Genomic DNA, 19,332 nt, shown 5'->3' with positions numbered 1-19,332 from the left:
TGTAATCGGTTATCAGGCTGATTTTTCCAATTGAGGCCGGGTTTCATGATGCTCATCATCATCATCGTGCTTGTAAGGGTCATCGTCCACCAGAGTCCTGGGCATATCAACGATACGTTCACCGATGTCTTCAATTGTCAGGGTTGGATCATCAATGGCTTTCTCCAGCAGTTCAAACGCATCATTGAAGTACAGCGCCATGCTTTCCAGACTCTTGATATTGGTATCGCAGCAAACAATTCCCACATTGGCTATGTTGTTGTAGGTCAATAAGGTGATGTTCACACCGCCGCCGGGAACAATCGTAGAAATGGGGTAGACAGCCAACAATTTTGCATCACCAAAATAACGGGTTTCTGCCGGACCCGGGACGTTGGATATCAGAATATTGGCAATGGGCTTCACCAGTGACGACATGCGCAATACTTCAAACAGCAAGGCAAAGGTTTGAATCAACACCGTGTAATAACTGAATGCTCCTGAATGGGCACGCTTTGCAGCCAGCTTTACGACCCGATGGTTTTCAATAATTTGGCGCAGCCGCAATATCGGATCGGATTTTCCATGGGCCAGCTTCACCGGCACTATGGCTATCTTATTGCCACCGGTTTGTTCCCCGGGTTTGCGCAGGTTTATCGGCATATTCGTGTAAAGTGCTTTTTCAAATGTGTGGCCATGATCGGTTAAAAACTGATGCACACCAATATCAAAACAACACAACAAGACTTCATTTACTGTTGCTCTGAGACGTTTACCCACCGACTGAACACGGGCAAAGTCCATGTCGACCGTAGCCACCGTGCGCCCCCGTTTCACCTGCCCTGTTAACATGGTCTTGGTGCCGGAAAAAGGGATCGGCATATAAGTGGGATTGACCCGCAGTATCTTCATCAGTAACCGCAGCAGGATGATGAGAATATCTTTAAAGGCAATGATAAATTCCCATAATCCTTTAAAAAATCCTACAACTGGATTGATTTTAGGTCTGGGCCGACGTTTGCGTTCAACCGCCCAGACCGGGGTAAACTCATCTAATTGTGGGTCAGGTAAATAACCCGCCTGAAACCATTTGACCATAGTGGCACCATCGCCATACATATGATGAATTTTGGCATACATAGCAAACTGCTTACCGGACTTTCCTTTGATCACCGTGTATTGCCACAGTGGCCTGTTGCGCTCCAGGCGCGGCTCGTGTAACCGTGCCACCAGTTTGTGTAATTCCTGCTTATCAGCGACGTCTTCCACCTCTTTGACCTGAACATGGTACTCCATGTCCAGCTCTTCCATCGGTGCAAATTTGATAGGATATGGGCCGATGGATTTAACCCGATAGTTAAAGGGGGCTACGGCCTTATTATAACTCCGTAGTTTTGCCACCAGCTGCTCGATGTAATCATCAGGAGCACCTTCGGGCATTTCCAACAGTTGTAAACTGGCGACGTGTTTTGGATTGTCTTCGGATTCGGTTATCCAAAAAGTTTTATCCAGAAATGGAATGCTTGTGCTCATTTTGTAATCCCTGCTCACCTGGCCTGCGAGCGATAGCTTTCATGTGTGTTGTGCAAGTACGCTAGATAATTTTTAGAATTGTGCCTACCTGTACCATTGTAATCATAAGTCAAAATTCTTCACGTTCTATCATGGCATATAATGAGGTAATTTCTGCTTCATCAATATTCATGTAAGGCGTTAGTGCAAACAGGACATCTCCCAAACACTCATAAATATAGTGTTCACTCTCGATGTCTTCCCCTTTAAGCAAATAATAATTGGTGGCCTGAGTGAAAACCATCGAAATCAGCCGTACCAAATGATGTTGTTGACTGGCATTTAGCATCATATTGCCCTGCGTAACATAGCGCGACAACAACATATTAAAGCTCTTTTCCCGGCTCTGTATTAATCGTTTAAACCCTTTGCCAATAGACGGGTACTTAGCCATTAAATCTGCCGGGTTGTGGTACAGGAAGCGAAACATATGGCTGCTTTGCAATACCATCACCAGGAAGTAAAAAAATTCTTCAATCTTTAAATCGACATTCTGGGGTGAATTTAAGATTTTATCCATACGCTCTTTGTACATTTCAAACAGCGCTATCACCATCACTTCCTTCCCTTTGTAATGGTAATAAAGGTTACCCGGACTGATGTCTAATTCAAGTGCAATTTCCACGCAACTTACATTGTTTTCGCCACTGTCGTTAAAAAGTTCCAGAGCAGTTAGTAAAATTCGTTCAGCTGTCTTCATGATTATCCTTCGCGCTGTGCCGTATTAGTATCAGGAATCCATTGCGATTTTGTTTAAGGTTCCGTAAATTACGTAGACTTGATAGTAGCCTGCTAAAAACACAATCAGCAACTATTTCATGACTATGCTGATTATCATCATTATCAATGAGCTTAATTCTAGACAAGCGTCACAATGACCGAAAGTGAGTAACAGGAAATAACATGATAAGAGTCTTGTTTAATAAAAAAGGTGGCGTAGGAAAATCCAGTTTAACGGTAAATCTGGCTGCAATAGCCGCCAGTAAAGGGCTAAAAACCCTGATACTGGATTTAGACACTCAGTGCAATGCCAGCCGCTATCTGCAACAGGAAAATGCCAGTAAAGAAGACAGCATTTTTGAATTATTCGACCAGACAATCACCTTCCATATCCGCAAAAAACCAGCCATTGAATATTGTCAGCCGACGCAGTACGACAATTTGTTTATTATCCCTGGTTCACCTAACCTGGCAGACATTGAGAGCGAATTGGATAGTCGCCATAAAATTTATAAACTGCGTGAAGCGCTGCAGAAACTCAGCAAAGAATTTGATCGCATTTTTATTGATACACCTCCCGCTCTGAATTTTTACAGCTTATCGGCGTTAATTGGCGCAGATACCGTGCTAATCCCTATAGATTGTGACGATTTTGCGATTCAGGGGCTGCTCAGTTTGCACCATCAAATCGCGGAGATCACCGAAGATCACAATGAAGATTTGACTATCGAGGGGATCATTGCCAATCAATATATGACTAATGCGAAACTGCCCGGCAAAATCATTGATGATTTGCTGGAGCAAGGTTACCCGGTGATCCCCCAATACATCGCGCAGTCAGTGAAAATGCGGGAATCCCATCAGGTACAAAAACCCTTAGTCCACTACGCACCAAAACACAAACTGACCCAGTCTGTGGTGGCCGTTTTTGATGCCATAGAAGCTCAGTAACCTGGCCTGTTATCTGTTTCGTCCTGTCATTCAACATTCGCCATTGCCGGTGACAAGATATTTTTTAATGTCGAAAAACAAATTTAAAACAAAAGACAACATCTCTGACACTGCAGAGATTTTATCATCAAGAGGTTTAATTGCATGAAGTATACACCTAAGATTTTGTTTTCTTTAAGAAAGTGCCATCTCGCACTCATGAGCACCGTTCTGCTAAGCGGGTCTGTTATTGCACAATCCGACGAAGCCAGCGCAGCGATGCCCACGACCATCGAATACCAGGATCTGTTTCACCTGGAATATGCAGCTAATCCGGTTGTAATGCCGGGTGGCAAGCAGGTCCTGTATGAACGTCGAAGCATGGATATCATGAATGATACCCTGCGCAGAAATCTATGGACGGTGGCATTAGATGGTAGCCAACATTTACCACTATTATCTGACAGTAAGAATCACTTTGGTGCTGTTGTATCACCAGATAAATCGAAACTTGCCTACCTTTCCAGTAAGGAAGGCAAAATCCAGATTTACCTGCGGGATCTGGCCACGGGCAACACTGCGAGAGTCACCGATGTACAAATGAGTCCAGGTGGATTGCGCTTTTCACCGGATGGCAAAATGCTGGCATTCTCAATGTTTACACCGGACAAACCTAAGTCCGTATTTAATATTGGTTTCAAGCCAGAAGGTGCCAACTGGGCTGATGAAGCGCAATACATAGATCAAACCCTGTTTCAACGCGATGGTGCAGGAATGAATCGACCTGGCAATACCCACCTTTACGTTGTACCTGCATTGGGCGGTACGCCGCGCCAGATCACCTTTGGTCAACATGATTACGCCGGTACACTCGCCTGGACTCACGACAGCACACACATCATCGTATCGGCCAACACCCGGGAAGATGCCGATTTTGATATTTTCAACAGTGACCTTATCGCCGTAGAAATCCGTTCCGGAAAAACCACTAAACTCACCGATGGCACCGGACCGGAAAGTAATCCGGCCATCAGCCCTGATGGTAAAAAACTGGCGTTTACCGGGTTTGAAGACAATGGCAAATCCAGTCAAATAAACGAACTGTATGTAATGAATCCCCAAGGTGGCGATATCAGGCAACTCACTCCTAAGCTGGACAGGTCTGTGTCTGATGTACAATGGGCACAGGATAGTAAAGGGCTCTATTTCAGCTACGACAATAAGGGTAAAAAACACGTAGCCTATGTGGCGCTGGATGGCGAGATCACTGTAAAAACTGACGCGCTGGGAGGGCAAAGTATTGGCCGCCCCTATACCTCGGGCGACTATGCGGTAACCGACAATGGAGATGTAATTTATACCCAGTCTACCGGTGACCGGCCGGCCGATCTGGTGGCGATGAATCGAAAAGGCGCATTGACTACCCTAACCGATTTGAACGGTGATCTGTTCGATCACAAAACCTTAAACAAGCCGGAAGCATTAACCCTTAAGAGCAGTGTTGACGAGCGGGAATTACAAGCCTGGATAGTCACACCACCGGATTTTGACGCCAGCAAAAAATACCCCCTGATACTGGAAATTCACGGCGGACCACACACCGCTTATGGCCCGGAATTTTCTACTGAAGCTCAGATGTTCGCGGCTGCCGGCTATGTGGTGCTGTATGGCAACCCCAGAGGCTCCACGTCACAAGGCAGTGAATTTGCTAACCTGATTGATAAAAACTATCCATCAGAAGATTACAATGATTTGATGGACATGGTGGATGCCACCATCGCCAAAGGCTATATAGATGAAGATAAGCTCTTTGTTACTGGTGGTTCCGGTGGTGGTGTATTGACCGCCTGGATTATCGGCAATACAAATCGATTTAAAGCGGCGGTGGTAGCAAAGCCGGTGATCAACTGGACCAGTATGATAGGTACCTCCGACATCTACACCTTTATGACCCGCTATTGGTTTACCGATCGTCCCTGGAATGACTACCAGCAATATTGGAACCGTTCACCATTGTCACTGGTGGGCAATGTTACCACTCCTACTATGGTATTAACCGGTGAACTGGACGTGCGCACACCAATGAGTGAAAGCGAGCAATATTACGGTGCGCTGCGGCTGGAAGGTGTAGAAAGTTCCCTGGTGCGTATTCAGGGGGCCTATCACGGAATTGCGGTTAAACCCTCTAACCTGGCACGAAAAATTGGCTATATTCTGGCCTGGTTTGACAAGTACAAAGACGGTGACGAGAAACAAGAAGCCCCGTAACGGCTTGTAATCTGGTTGAACCAATCTTTGGGCGGCAACCCATACTTAGGTTGCCGCTTTACCTGCAATAAGGGTATCACTCCTGCAAACTTTGCAATAACCGTTTGGCCAACGAGTAATCCGGCGCTATCTGCAGTGCTTTTTCAAACATCTCCCTGGCATTTGTAGTTTCGCCTTGCTCCCGGAGCAACCAGCCCATCCCCACATAAGCCTTCTTATTTTCGGGGTAGAGTTGCAAAGCGTGCTGAAACAACTTTTCGGCTTCACTTAAATTTTCACTCCTCCCCAGCTCAACCCCCGCATCGAATAGCATAGCCAGCGGTGGAAGCATCTTATAACCATATCGGGTAGAGAGTTTAGCGAAGTGATGTTGGATTTGTGTCAGATTATCCAGATTTTCAGCTGGATTGTAATCCGGATACAAGTGCAGTAAAAAAGTGGTAAAGTCTGTCGCTGGTACGTGCCCCTGATTTGCCATGACGTCCGCCTTCCAGTTCAGCTGCGCCGGTTTCTGGCGGATTAACTTTTCGGTGAATTCAGGCACAAACTGAGTCACATTGTCAAAATCGTCATCGCTGTACACAATGTGCAACCAGCGCGTTTCAGAAAAAGCCTTAAGCGGTCCGTCATTTAACCGTTGCGTGAGTAGCTCAGGGGCGGCCCCAACACTGGGGCTGCTGGCAAAAAAACTGTTAAATAATGCCGGTTTTTGCAGCAAGGTATACAGGCTAAAAAAGCCACTATTTGAGGCACCAAATAGTGTGCGAAACGGTGCGCTACGGAAGCTTTGATTGATATAAGGCAGCAACTCACTTTCCATAAAAGCAATATAGCTGTCCGGAATCGTGGTGTCGGCTTTATCTCCTTTGGGCAGTAACACGCGATTACCTTCAGGTAAATCAATACCCACAAGTATCATGGCAGGGATCTGGGTATCAGCCATGTAATCCAGGGTCGCTGCAAGCATTGCAAACCGCGTCCGATAATCAGACCCCATCATCACCAGCACCGGATAAGACTGTTGCGCACTGTGATAGTTTTCAGGTAAATGCACGGATAAAGGGATCTTCTTGTTGAGCAAGGCAGAATCAATCGAATGTGGCTCTCCAAGGGTGACCACAGGGTCAGCATAACTTCGGCTCGAAGTCAGCACAATCCCCCAAAAAAGACCACATAAAAAGGCAGCCTGAACATACTTAACCATCACAAATCCTCAGCTATTAAAGTGAGAACAAGCTACCCTATCCACGTCACATAAAACTGACCTTCTTCTGATTTTTTGCTGATTTTCTGGGAACGTTACTCATTGCCCAACCATTTACTGCGCCCGCCAATAACATTGGGGGCTGTACCATCCCAAAAATCAGGTATGTCATTGATACGTCCTGACCAGGCACCAAAAGGCGGCAACTGGTGGGCTTTGTAAGAAACCTGCTCTTTGTCACTCACCGCATCAATCGCATAGGAGTGATAGTGATAACCATAGTCACCATGCTCGTGACCACCAAAATCATCCAGTGGTACATCAACCCCGTCGCTGCTGGTGTCGCCTTCCAGATAAATACCATAGCCCGCGATACCGTCAAACCCCAATGAAATAATAGGCGGATGGCGACGTCCATCGTAGTCTTCGATGTTGTACATGTTTAGTCCTTTGGCATAGGCACTAAACGCATCGGCATGGTAATGAGCGCCCAGTCCCCGGCCAGAGTGCATACCGTGAGCAGATAACTCAGCCTCATTTTGGGAAACATGCAAGCTGTTGTTGTAAGAGGGATAGATCAACACGCCATCAATGGCAACACCGGTTGATGACACAGAGGCATAAGTGTGATGATTTAGCAGCGCTGAACCTACATCACTGGCCAGGTCATTTTCCATATTGTTTTCGGTGAGACTGTCCACTTCACCGTAATCGCGAATTGGTACCTTGATTAAAAACAGTTCTTTGTGAATGCTGCGAGTCACCTGCTGCTCTTCGTAGGTAGCACCATCCCCTCCCCCTGGCGGTTTTGGTACATCCCATAATAAGGTCAGGCTATCCGGTAACCCGTAGCTGGCAATCACCATAAAGGGATGATGGTTACCATCGTCATCCATTTCGTTAGTAAAATACACGTAAGGAATCGTATTTTGTCCCAACTGGCCATCTGTTGAATCTGATGATTCATAAAGGCGGCTTAACATGCCTGTCCTGGTAGTCAGGTAGAACTCAGCGGCATATCGCATATTGGCGCCTTCGGACTCCAGTGTTGCCTGAATACTATTTAACATCGTCTCTGCAGCGGCCGCGGTTTCATCATCAACACCTGCCGTTGCCACCTGAGCCGCGTATTCCGTACTGATTTGTCGTTCCAAATCACTGAGATCACCGTCTTTGGTGATTGGCGTCAACTCGTCATTACTCACGCGGGCGATTTGCTCCGGATTAAAATCAAAGGGAATCGCAAAATCCAGCGGCGGTTCATAGAGATAAAACTCACTGCCGGTGTCAGCACTTAACTGCAAACTCGCATTTTGATAAACCAGATATTGTTCCGTCCAATCAGCATCAGACACAAATCCCGCGGATTCACTGTCATAGTAATAACGGGCAACTGCCTGTAACGTCAGAGGCGATGCGCCTGTCACACTAAAAGCCAGATAACCCGCCGTAGCATCGTCCCGACTACCACTGCGATAATCTCGTAATATCACGGCATCGGAATCATCCGCTTTGTCCAAAACAAAGTTGCTGTGTTTAGTAGACACAATGCGAAACGCATCGTTGTCCTCAGCAATCAACTTAAACATTGCTCTGAGCAACAGGTCATCAGTGCTACTGCTATTGGATGCCAACGAAGAAGTTACACTGAGCGCAGAACTGACTGTATTATTGTCATCACTGACAACGAAAACATCATCGCTGCTCGCCGGTCCAAAGGTAAAACGCATTAGATCTGAGGCTTCCTCACTGATAGCCACCCACTCTACCGCGCGATCATTGTCCAGAATGTCTACAATAGGGGCAGGTGTGTAAAAGTCCGGGCCAGTGTCGGTAACGGCACCCTCCGCGGTAATGGTAACGCTGTCCTGACTACTGCCATTATTACCATCACTAACCATCAAAACGACCTGGTATTCGCCTTCGATATCAGCGATAAACGTCGGCGAAAGACTGCCTGCATCTGACAAGCTGGCCTGACTGTTTTCCGGAATTGAGGTTATTGACCATAGGTAACTAACGCTATCGCCATCGGCATCAACTGTTCCGGAGCCATCCAATTGTACCGTATCCCCAACGGTAACAGTTTGATCTGAGCCCGCATTAGCGACAGGCGGTGTATTAATCGCAGTCGCAATAACAGTAACAGAATCGCTACTACTGCTGAGGGCGCCATCATGGACAGTCAGTGTAAAAACGTACTCACCGGCAACATCAGGGGAAAACATCGGCGTCGCGGCCGCACTGTCAGATAGCGATGCCACACTGCCATCAGGTGCTGTAGCCACAGCCCAGCTGTAAGTCAGGCTATCATTGTCCGCATCGGAGCTGGCGGTGCCATTTAACTGCACAGTATCCCCTACCGTCACAGTTTGATCAGCGCCGGCATTCGCAACCGGAGCGGTGTTGCTGTCAGTACCGGTATCGTTAATCCTGTTTAACTTATCAGTGATCTCCGTAACCGGTGCATTAGTGGGTATGTCGTCCGATTGTTTACCAAAATTGATGCGTTGGGTTTCACCGTCCGAACTGTTGCGAATGTAGAAGTACTGATTTGTGTCTCGCCTTACCGCAATATCAGCTTTGCCGTCACCGTCGTAATCCGCAGGTACCGGTATATCATCTTCATTTTTACCAAAGACAATACGTTGAATTTCACCATTTGAAGATTGCAGAATATACCAGGTGAATGTCGCTGGCCGTCTGACTGCAATATCAGTGATGCCATCACCGTCATAATCAGCCGGCACAGGAATGTCATTGCTGTCTTTGCCAAACACCACCCGCTGAATACCATCACCAACATCCGAATTGTAATTGCTGCCATCAGAGTTGCGGATGTACCAGGTATAATTTGATGCGCGGCGTACTGCTATATCGTCAACACCATCGCCATTAAAATCCCCTTTGACCGGAATATCGTCTTCATGTTTGCCAAAAACAATACGCTGGATACCATCCTGGTTGTCTGAATTAAAATTGCTGCCGCTGGAATTAAGAATATACCAGGTGTAGGTTGAGGCACGACGCACGGCAAAATCAGCTATGTTGTCACCATCATAATCGGCAGGCACCGGAATATCCGTGGCCTGTTTGCCAAACACCACCCGCTGAATACCATCCTCAAGCGAGGAGTTATAATTGCCGCCAGAGGAGTTTTTGACATACCAGGTAAAGGTTGAAGGTCGTCTTACCGCAATATCGGTAATGCCATCTCCGTCATAATCAGCGGCAACCGGAATGTCTGTCGCCTGTTTGCCAAACTGAATGCGTTGAATGCCATCCTGAGCATCAGAATTAAAGTTGTTATCACCACTATTTTGGATATACCAGTAGTAGTTTGAAGCTCTTCTGACAGAGATATCAGCCAGCCCGTCGCCATCATAATCATAGTCAGTCGAGGCATAGACCGCACTGCAACTTAACAAAGCGCCAAATAACAGGGTGAATGAGTAGCGAGGTAGTTTAATTTTCGCAGCCATGGGCGGTTCCAAAATCGTCAGGCAAATGTTATTGCCTAAACTTTGGCACCTGCACCGTTGATTAACAAGTAGCGATTTAGCTGTACGACAAAATTTGCGCTATTCACCCGAAAATTAGCTTAACTTCCGTGAAAAGTGCAAAGCAGATTGCGCATTCTACAGTAATTCCATGCTCCAAACTCAGCACGACGCTCAGCTACTCGCCAAAAGACAATCCGAGACTGGCCAGCTTTTTGGCCCGCTCATCCAGCGCACGCGACTCCACTTCCACCAGCTCAGCCTGTTCCAGATTTTGCATTGATGCCTCGTTGATATTCACGATATTGCGACTGATTTCCTGCGAAACGCTGCTTTGCTGCTCTGCCGCAGTGGAAATTTGTATCGCCAGATCGGAAATCGCGGTAATAGCATCATAAACTTTAAAGACGATTTCCTGAGTTTGCCTGGTTTCGGCCACACAAGAGTCGGCCGCCTGTTTACCCGTTTCCATGGTCGTAGCCCAGTTCAACAGTGTATTTTGAATTTCAGAAATTGATGTCTGGATCTGTTCGGTTGCACTGTGGGTTCGGCTGGAAAGGGCCCGAACTTCATCGGCAACCACCGAAAACCCCCGGCCATGCTCTCCGGCTCTGGCGGCTTCAATCGCGGCATTCAGTGCCAGTAAATTGGTTTGATCAGCAATGCCCTGAATTTCCTTCATCACCCCCCCTATTTTTTCTGCTTCCTGCGCCAGCTCTCCTGCAGAGCTGGCCGATTTCGCCACCTCATCTGCAAGCGAAGAAACTTCTTTCATGGTGTGATTCATGGCATCTGTGGCCTGCTGGCAAAAGTCATGCGCCGATTCCACCCGTGTTCGGGTTTCAACGGTATTTTGTGCAACTTCACTGATGGTTGCCACCATTTCTTCTACCGCCGTAGACACCTGATGTAGTTCATGCGTCTCTTTTTCAACGCCTTCTTTAGCAGCGTGAGCGGCAGTCATCAACGTTTTTGCGCCATCATCCAGAGAATGTGTACTGTCAATCACGCGTCCTAAAATCGTTCTGACTTTTGCTTTGAGAAAACCGATATGAAACAGGGCTTCGCTATTTTGCCCGGCATCGGTATAAACCAGCCTGGATACACTGTCATATTCCTGCGCTAACCCTTTGTTGAATTGCCCCTGAGCAATCATTTCAGGATAAAACAAAGACAACGCTAAAACAGGAATTAACAATGTTACCCAAAAGTAGGAGCTGCCCAACCACAACAGCAGTATAGAAAGCACAATAAACCCCGGCAGCCTGAGTGCCGCGAGCTTTTGCACCAGGTTAGGCCCGGAACTTCCGGTATTGATCTTTTTATAGAGCTGCTCTGCACGGTGACGATATTCTGGATTTAGTTTTCTGCGAACGGACTGATAACCCACTTTTTGTCCGTTTTCAAAGATTGGGGTAACAAAGGCGTCTACCCAATAATAGCGGCCATCTTTGCAGCGATTTTTCACCGCGCCACGCCACGCCTCTCCGTCTTTTAGTTTGCCCCACAGATCAGCAAATGCCATTTTCGGCATATCCGGATGGCGTACAACATTGTGATTTTTCCCCACCAACTCGGCCTGCTCATATCCCGCAACACGGCAAAACACCTCATTTGCATAGGTGATAACCCCACGCAAATCGGTAGTAGACACTAGTTCTTCACTGGCAGAGAATGACACTTCACTATCCACAATTTGCTGATTTCTACGACTCATGGCAATTCCTTTTATTACTACGTGTGATATTAGGATCTGTTAAGAACAAAGCGTGAACTGCAAAGCTCAACAGACCCCGGTGGGAATACTAGCATTATTATTCAAAACGAACATGTCAGCGTTTACCGCTTTAGCGAGTGTCGCGCTCCTGAACACCGTTTTGAACAATATCTGACATCATCCCAACATGCTTGCCATTTTTTTCGCCAGACAAAAGGCCTCTCGCAAATCGGACATATTTTAGCGGGTAAATGCGCTTTCTTTTTTGACATAGATCAAGTTTTTGCCAATAAGTTGATCTCATTGAAAAATGTTGTTGATTGCTGCTGAATTGCCTGCTTATCATCGCGACTTTTCTTTTCCAGGATACTGTAGATCATAGACATGCGAGGGTTCCGGGAGAAATGTTCGGCATTCTCAATCAGAAAATTCCAGTACAGATAATTGAATGGGCAGGCGGATGGTCCCAGCTTTTGCTTAACATCGTAGTGGCAGTGTTTGCAATAATCCGACATTTTGTTGATGTAACTGCCGCTCGCGGCATAAGGTTTACTGGCCAGAATGCCACCATCGGCAAACAATATCATACCGGTCACGTTAGGTAGCTCTACCCATTCAAATGCGTCAGCATAAACCAGCAAATACCATTGATTGACCTCATCGGGATCTATCCCTGCCAGCAAAGCAAAATTTCCCAATACCATTAACCGCTGAATATGATGAGCATAGGCATTCTGGCGAGTATTGCGGACACACTCTGAGACACAATTGAGCCGGGTTTTCGCGCCCCAAAAAAAATCAGGTAGTGGCCGGTTTGCCGACAGGTAGTTGCGCGCTTTATAGTCCGGCATCAGGTGCCAGTACAATCCCCTGACATATTCACGCCAACCTAAAATCTGACGAATAAAACCTTCTACTGCGTTGAGCGGAGCTGCATTGATATACCAGGCTTGCTCTGCGGCTTTGATTACTTCCCTGGGGGTTAACAACCCGACATTGAGGTAAAAACTCAGGTGACTGTGAAACAACCAATCCTGATCTTGTTTCATGGCATCCTGATAGGTGCCGAAATTCGGGAGTCGTTGCTCGATGAAGGCGTTTAAAACAACTAACGCCTGCTGCCGGTTAACCGCAAAAGAAAACGGTTTTAAATCCCCAAAATGTGACCCGAACTGCTCGTCTACCAGCGCCAGTACTTCTTCGGTTATAGCATCAGGCGTAAACTTATCGGGCTCGGGTACCTGCACCTCATCCGGCAACTTATTGCGGTTTTGTGTGTCATAATTCCATTTACCGCCCTCGGGCTGCTCCGCGTCCATTAAAATCCGGTGCTTTTTGCGCATTTCCCGGTAAAAATACTCCATGCGCAACTGTTTTTTGCCTTTCGCCCACTGAGTAAAAAACGCCTTATCAGCCAGAAAACGCGTATCTTCTTTAATCGTCACTCTGGTTTTAAGTTTTGCCTGCCATTGCTGCATATCGGCATACAGGCGATATTCTCCGGGAAAAGTCAGAATAACTTCGGCAAAATCCCTGGTTTTTAGCAAATGCGCCACCTCAGCAAAAAGACAGCCTTTGTTATTGGCATCATCATATTTGCGATATAAAACACTGAAACCCTTGCCGCTTAATTCGTAAGCGAAGTGACGCATTGCCGAAAAGATAAAGGCTATTTTCTTTTTGTGGTGTTTTACGTAGGTGGCTTCCTCTCTGACCTCGGCCATCAAAATGACATCAACACTTTTGTCCAGACCTTGTATAGCGGGCAAGTCGTGCGTAAGTTGGTCACCCAGCACTAAACACAGTTTAGCCCTGCGTCTGGCCCCCTGCTGAGTCATGCTTTATTGTGCCTCTTTCATATCTGCAAATGCATCCAGCGCCCGCTGCCGTGACGCTTTCAGATCGACGATTGGATTAGGGTAATTTTGCCCTAGTTTTACCCCACAGGCGCTCAACAGATTAGCATCCGCTTCCCAGATTTTATGCACCAGTTTGGGCGGTACTTTGCCTAACTCCGGGCACCAGGTTTTGACATAGTCTCCGTCGGGATCAAACTTTTCGCCCTGTGTCACCGGGTTAAAAATCCTGAAATAAGGTGCTGCATCAGCACCAGAACCCGCAACCCATTGCCAACTGGCAACGTTGCTGGCCAAATCGGCATCCATCAGACAGTCCCAAAACCAGGCTTCCCCCTGACGCCAGTCGAGCAACAGGTTTTTCACCAGAAACGACCCTACAATCATTCGCACCCGATTGTGCATATAACCTGTAGCCCATAGCTCACGCATTCCCGCGTCAACAATGGGAAAGCCAGTTTGCCCTTTTTGCCAGGCTTGCAGATGCTGTGGTGCTGCTCGCCAGGGAAATTTGTCGAATTTTTCGTTGAAGTTTTGCGTCACCATCTGCGGAAAATGAAACAGCAGATAAGCAGAAAACTCACGCCAGCCCAATTCCGACAGATAACAATCCACATCAGGGCTATCCAGTGCCACACCCTCAATGTTGCATTTATCCACTATCGCATACCACACCTGATTAGGTGACAATTCACCAAAGTGCAAATGCGGTGACAATCGCGAAGTCGCCCTCACGGCCGGCAAGTTGCGCTCATTCTTGTAGTTAAACAATGGACCGGCCAGAAAATCAGCCAGTAACTCTTTGGCTCCGGCTTCCCCAGGGTGCCAGTAAGACATCATTTTTTCATCCCAATTAACGGCTGGCAGCAGGTTTAATTCGCTGACAGATAGTCCGCCATCGGCTTGCAGCAGCTTTAACACCTCAGGTTTTGCCAGAGGAAAGCGAGGTTGCCCTGCAACCAGGCAACCTTTGCGATAATAGGGGGTAAAGACTTTGTAAGGGGTGCCATCTTTTTTAGCAATTTCGGTGGGTTGCCACAGATGATTTGCGTTAAAACTTCTGACCTGTACGCCTTGCTCAAGCAGTTGCTTTTTGATGTCACTGTCCCGGGCCACGGTTTCAGGCTCGTACAGGCGATTCCACACTACATTCTCGATGTCGTACTGATGTACAACATCCGGAATAAGAGTCTGGGGATCACCGGCAAGTATTAATAGTTTTCCCTGTAAATCTTTGTTTATACTCTCCAGCGAGTCATGTAGCCATCTCAGCGACGCCGCCCCCATTTGCCGGGATATACGCTTGTCCAGAATATAGACCGGGAGGACAGTACCTTGCTCAGCGGCATAGCTTAACGCCGGGTTATCCGACAGCCGCAGGTCATTACGTAGCCAATACAGTGTGGTCATCAAAAAACATCAGGTTATTGCGATTAACTCAATGGTACGCGATTCAGCCTGATCAGATCAGCCTGTATGGTTTGAATGTTGAAACATTAAGCAGTTGTTTTGACTTGTGGCTTTAGTTTTTAAATTAACAAAAATTTACGCTATTTCAGGGACACTAAGGCACCCCGTTAAAATTTGAAAGGGAGCAGAACGCCGCAATTTGCTTTTATTTACAGTTAGAAAAACGCTTGGAATACCTGACTTGCAGTGTCTGTCGATGGAGTTGAGGCAGGAGTGATAATTTAATTTCCGACTATGTAAACCCTGCTTTTTCAAGTTGCTGGCAATGGTTCTGGGCGTTACCTGCAATTATACTTAGTGTAAAAAAGACCGCGTACTTTTTTGTTGAATGTAGCCCCAAAAAAGCACACGCCGATATTAACAATATCTGATGTTACTCAGGAAAACTCGCATCATCATCAATAAACATTTCTCGATCAATCGACAGCAAAAAAGAAATTAAATCTTGTAACTGCTCTGAATTAAGTTCTCTTTGGTGTGTGCCAACTTCAAACACCGCTTCTAATGTTTGAGCACTTCCATCATGAAAATACGGAGCTGAGTCCCATAACTCAATGAGTGTTGGCGTTCTGATTTCGGAGATTCTTGAACCTAACCGGTTTCCGGAACGCTCTGTAATAGTCCCTACATCATGCATCCTACCATCGCGAAAAGCACTGCCAGTATGACAGCTGCCACAATTTTCCGACTGAAATATTATTTGCCCGCGCATTGCAGAATCCGTAAGTTCTCCGGTATAAGTGCGATATGGAGAATGTTTTACACTACTTTTCCCTAAGCTATGTACGTAGGCTGATAATGCATCTAAATCACTATTGAGCCCTGTTGTACGCAAAGACAAAGGAGTGTCTCCTTCTCTGAAGGTCGTGCCTTCAACCAATCCTTCACCCATATTTAGTTGCTCAATTTGCAGTTCAAAATCTTGTACTTCATCGAAGTTTCCACTCCAGTGCAGATTTCCAAAGCGTACACCTTTGGCGCCATTAAGAGACATTGTATTTCTCATCCCTTCTCCCAGATGCGCTACATCCCAGGTTCGTCCATCGTGTCCACCGTCATTGTGGCAAGAAGCGCATGATATGTAACCTTCATGCCCCATCTGCGGTTTAGAAGAGTGATAAAACACCTGTAATCCACGGAGTTCCTCATCATTTAATACCTCCTCTGTTACTGTAGAGATAGTATCTACCCTCGGATTAAGCCTTCCGGAGTAAAGGTAATGAGATATATCAATAGCGCTGACGGTTCTGTCTGCGAAATTTTTTACATAAAGCGTTCTCAAAGTAGAACACATGCCCTGAGGTGCCGCTCCGGTATTAAACTGCGTCCTTGAATTTGCGACCAAATCTTCAACAATCACCATGTTATTTCCCTGCATTGCAGTAACGCGAATGCCTGGGTTTGGTAAATAAGTTATGGCGGAAGGATCTGCACTGTTGTCCAGGTCAATCGTATTGTCTCTTGAAGTTGGGTCGATATTTGAATCAATATTGACACGAAATTGTGGTAAAGCTGCCGGTTCTTCATCCCCTGTCTCTCCGAGTCGAAGACTGATTATCATTGGCCTCACTGTATTATCATCATCAAGAGGAACCAGCGAAGCGATATTGGCGTCTTCGTTACGCGGGGTTAATCCGCGATCAGTATTCGCTTTGGTTGCTGAGATGTAAGCATGCGCTCCGCCTCTGTCTATAACGATGCCAGATAAATAATTTGGAACACCACTACCATGATCAATATCATCAGGAACAAGCACTTTATTCACCTGGATAACTCGACGTAAATACATGTCCCGCCCATCTACTTCTTCACTATTGACGTCAATATCATATACCTCTCCATAATCAGTCTCTGATATGAATCGGGTGACGAGAATCCTGTCACCTCGCATCGCCATAGCTTTGGGATAAGGACCAACGGATAATCGTTCTGCTATCTGCCCGGAAACTGAGTTGATCTTGATGACTTCGCCGCTGCCGTATAGGGAAACATACAAAATCCCGTCTCCGTTACTGACTGATGATACCGGCTGTGTGCCATGCCCGGTATCTACGGAAAACTGTGGCATACCAAGCCCATCGAAAAAGACAACTTTATCATCGTCTCTATAGGTTACTGCATAGAAATCAGCGACCTTCGTCACAGAAGTGGGTGATTCGTAATCCAGTTTGATTTCTCGAATCAGCTCCAGGTTTTTTTCAAACGTCAGTTCATCGGTGTTTTGAGCGATTATTGATACACTGTCATTGTTTTGATTAACAACCCAAACAGGGTCATAAATTGATGCATCAACAGGTTCAACCGGGCAGGTAATTTGACCTGAATGGTTGGGAAAATAAGGCTCAGATGCATAAGTAGGCGCTGGTCCCTGAACAATTTCAGGCTCATTGCTGGGAAAACCACCATCGTTAGTGGTAAAGGTGAACTGATAAGGTGTCATGGTGTTACCCATGAAGTCCTGAACTCCTGAAACTTCAACCCGATATGTCGTGTCTGGATTCAAATAGGTTAACTCATCCTCTAACCATCCTCGGCCCTTATCGATCCGGTTCACAGGCCAAATTGAAATAGTCCCTGTGTGACTCAACTGATGGCGGAAACTAACAACAGACTCGCTGCCATCCTCCTCAATCGCAATCAGTCTTATTGCCTCAGCCAGTGTTTCCGTTCTTAGCGTTTCCGGGATATGTAAGTGTATAAACCCATCAACAGGGAAATTTGTTTGACCAGGTAATGGACGATGCCCTGAAATATAGGGAGCCCGTGTATCTGGTTCATCATCCGTGACAAAGAAACACATACCTTGCTCGTTTGTATCAGGCGTAACCCAAAAATCATATCCCCCAAATACTCCTACCTGGCCCAGCGGTCTGAAATATTGACTGGCATCACAACCGTTTGCGAGATCTTCAAATTTGTACACGACTTCTTGAAATTCAGCGTTGGAAATAGAACCGTCCTCGTAGGCATCTTCGCAAGCGTGTATATCAACCTGAAAATGATCGACATACGCATACTGATCCTGAAAGAAGATATACATTGGATCACTCGAATAATCACCGTCTCGGGTATTGAGTTCAGAGTCTTCTTGATCGAAATAGATTTCACATGTTAGCGCCGGTTCACGAGGGTTCGTAAAATCAACGACAAACATCGCAGGATAATGTCTATTCAGTGCTCTGCGTTCTCGTGCCGCGTAAACGACTTTCTTTGAGCCATAAGGTTCGACCCAGTAACCTCCGATCCCTGCCTGATGACCATCAGGTTCAGTTAATACAGGTTGAAATCGACTTAAAAGTCTTGGCTTCACTCCTTCCCTGTAACCAGATAACTCGTAAACAGCCAGGCCTGTAGACTGCTGATCAGAGGCGACCACCAACAGCTCGCCCATCATAAAGCTAAATCCGGTCACGCCAGTCAAACCAAGGTGATCCCAGGAAACCAGTGGCGTGCCTAACCATGGAACGTTTTCAGAACGACCTAGCCACTCGGTTTCCCCTCCGGTATCTAAAAATTGCGAAGGATCACGAATAGAATACAAACCTGAGGTATCGAACCCGTATTCCCAATAGTTTCTCATGTGAAAAGGAGAAGTCATTGTAGAATAGGCAAGTGGATCAGGGCCCCATCCAAAATTCCAGGTCTCTGATTCAACAGCGACCTGTTCAGCGGCATTGCTAAAGCTCGGATCAAATGTCAAATACTCACTTGCTCCAAGGAATAGATAGTCAATACCATCCTGAAATCGAACAACGGTACCATGCGCATCTACAGGCATCGCATTGGTAGTTCTTCCGTCATTTGCCGCAGAAGTCAGGTCCACAATCAGGGTTGGGTTTGTTAGATTTGATAAATCCCATACCGTAGAGTGATATTGAACCCCGTTTTGTAAACCTACATGAGAACTTCCGGGAGCTTCAGGGATACTGGCCAGAACAGGCCCCAATGTTGTCAAATTAGCAGCGCGCCCATATTCGACAGCCCTTTTTGCAATAAAGGTACCTTTGTTCCCATAGTCAATATTGGGCGGGTACTCAGCAGAATAGGCACTTGTTGTAGTAAAAAATACCGCTAAAGTAATTTTCAAAAAACGTATCATGAAATAGTTACTCATAT

The 19,332-nt window shown here is 46.4% G+C and carries 11 protein-coding genes; 2 read left to right on the top strand and 9 right to left on the bottom strand.

The genetic code is table 11. The annotated features are described in order from the left end of the window. Positions 1-12 precede the first annotated feature (12 nt). Together LJ740_RS18745 and LJ740_RS18740 are read right to left on the bottom strand one after the other, a co-directional pair. A complete protein-coding gene (locus LJ740_RS18745; protein WP_229530665.1) occupies positions 13-1,512 on the bottom strand; it encodes a wax ester/triacylglycerol synthase domain-containing protein in 1,500 nt (499 codons plus the stop codon). 109 nt (positions 1,513-1,621) lie between these two features. After that, positions 1,622-2,251, bottom strand: coding sequence for a TetR/AcrR family transcriptional regulator (locus LJ740_RS18740; protein WP_229530664.1), 630 nt, complete (start codon positions 2,249-2,251; stop codon positions 1,622-1,624). 203 nt (positions 2,252-2,454) lie between these two features. Between LJ740_RS18740 and LJ740_RS18735 the strand changes: the two genes are divergently transcribed. Next, the gene (locus tag LJ740_RS18735; protein WP_229530663.1) at positions 2,455-3,222 is read left to right on the top strand and encodes a ParA family protein; all 768 of its coding nucleotides are present in this window, start codon (positions 2,455-2,457) and stop codon (positions 3,220-3,222) included. A gap of 198 nt (positions 3,223-3,420) precedes the next feature. After that, complete coding sequence (locus tag LJ740_RS18730; protein WP_229530662.1) at positions 3,421-5,469, top strand: S9 family peptidase; 2,049 nt, start codon at positions 3,421-3,423, stop codon at positions 5,467-5,469. A gap of 76 nt (positions 5,470-5,545) precedes the next feature. Here LJ740_RS18730 and LJ740_RS18725 read toward each other — a convergent pair whose 3' ends face one another. The 7 genes from LJ740_RS18725 to LJ740_RS18695 all read right to left on the bottom strand — a co-directional run bounded on the left by LJ740_RS18725 (position 5,546) and on the right by LJ740_RS18695 (position 19,330). Beyond that, positions 5,546-6,673, bottom strand: coding sequence for an alpha/beta hydrolase-fold protein (locus tag LJ740_RS18725; RefSeq protein WP_229530661.1), 1,128 nt, complete (start codon positions 6,671-6,673; stop codon positions 5,546-5,548). Positions 6,674-6,768: 95 nt separating this feature from the next. After that, positions 6,769-10,155 (bottom strand): FG-GAP repeat domain-containing protein, encoded by a 3,387-nt coding sequence (locus LJ740_RS18720; RefSeq protein WP_229530660.1) that lies wholly within the window; start codon positions 10,153-10,155, stop codon positions 6,769-6,771. A 196-nt stretch (positions 10,156-10,351) separates the two neighbouring features. Continuing rightward, positions 10,352-11,890, bottom strand: coding sequence for a methyl-accepting chemotaxis protein (locus LJ740_RS18715; protein WP_229530659.1), 1,539 nt, complete (start codon positions 11,888-11,890; stop codon positions 10,352-10,354). Positions 11,891-12,012: 122 nt separating this feature from the next. Then, on the bottom strand, positions 12,013-12,162 hold the full coding sequence (locus LJ740_RS18710) for a DUF2256 domain-containing protein (protein ID WP_229530658.1): 150 nt from the start codon (positions 12,160-12,162) through the stop codon (positions 12,013-12,015). A 3-nt stretch (positions 12,163-12,165) separates the two neighbouring features. After that, entirely contained in the window at positions 12,166-13,728 is a 1,563-nt protein-coding gene (locus LJ740_RS18705; RefSeq protein ID WP_229530657.1) for a cryptochrome/photolyase family protein, read from the bottom strand. 3 nt (positions 13,729-13,731) lie between these two features. After that, on the bottom strand, positions 13,732-15,156 hold the full coding sequence (locus LJ740_RS18700) for a cryptochrome/photolyase family protein (RefSeq protein WP_229530656.1): 1,425 nt from the start codon (positions 15,154-15,156) through the stop codon (positions 13,732-13,734). Between the two features lie 433 nt (positions 15,157-15,589). Next, positions 15,590-19,330 carry an Ig-like domain-containing protein gene (locus tag LJ740_RS18695; protein ID WP_229530655.1) on the bottom strand — a complete coding sequence of 1,247 codons (3,741 nt, stop codon included), beginning with the start codon at positions 19,328-19,330 and terminating at the stop codon, positions 15,590-15,592. Between the last annotated feature and the right edge of the window lie 2 nt (positions 19,331-19,332).

Origin of the sequence: Planctobacterium marinum (assembly GCF_020687805.1) — a bacterium.
Lineage (GTDB): Bacteria > Pseudomonadota > Gammaproteobacteria > Enterobacterales > Alteromonadaceae > Planctobacterium > Planctobacterium marinum.
The sequence above is the reverse complement of the archived record's forward strand: the minus strand, read 5'-3'. Positions and strand labels throughout refer to the sequence as shown.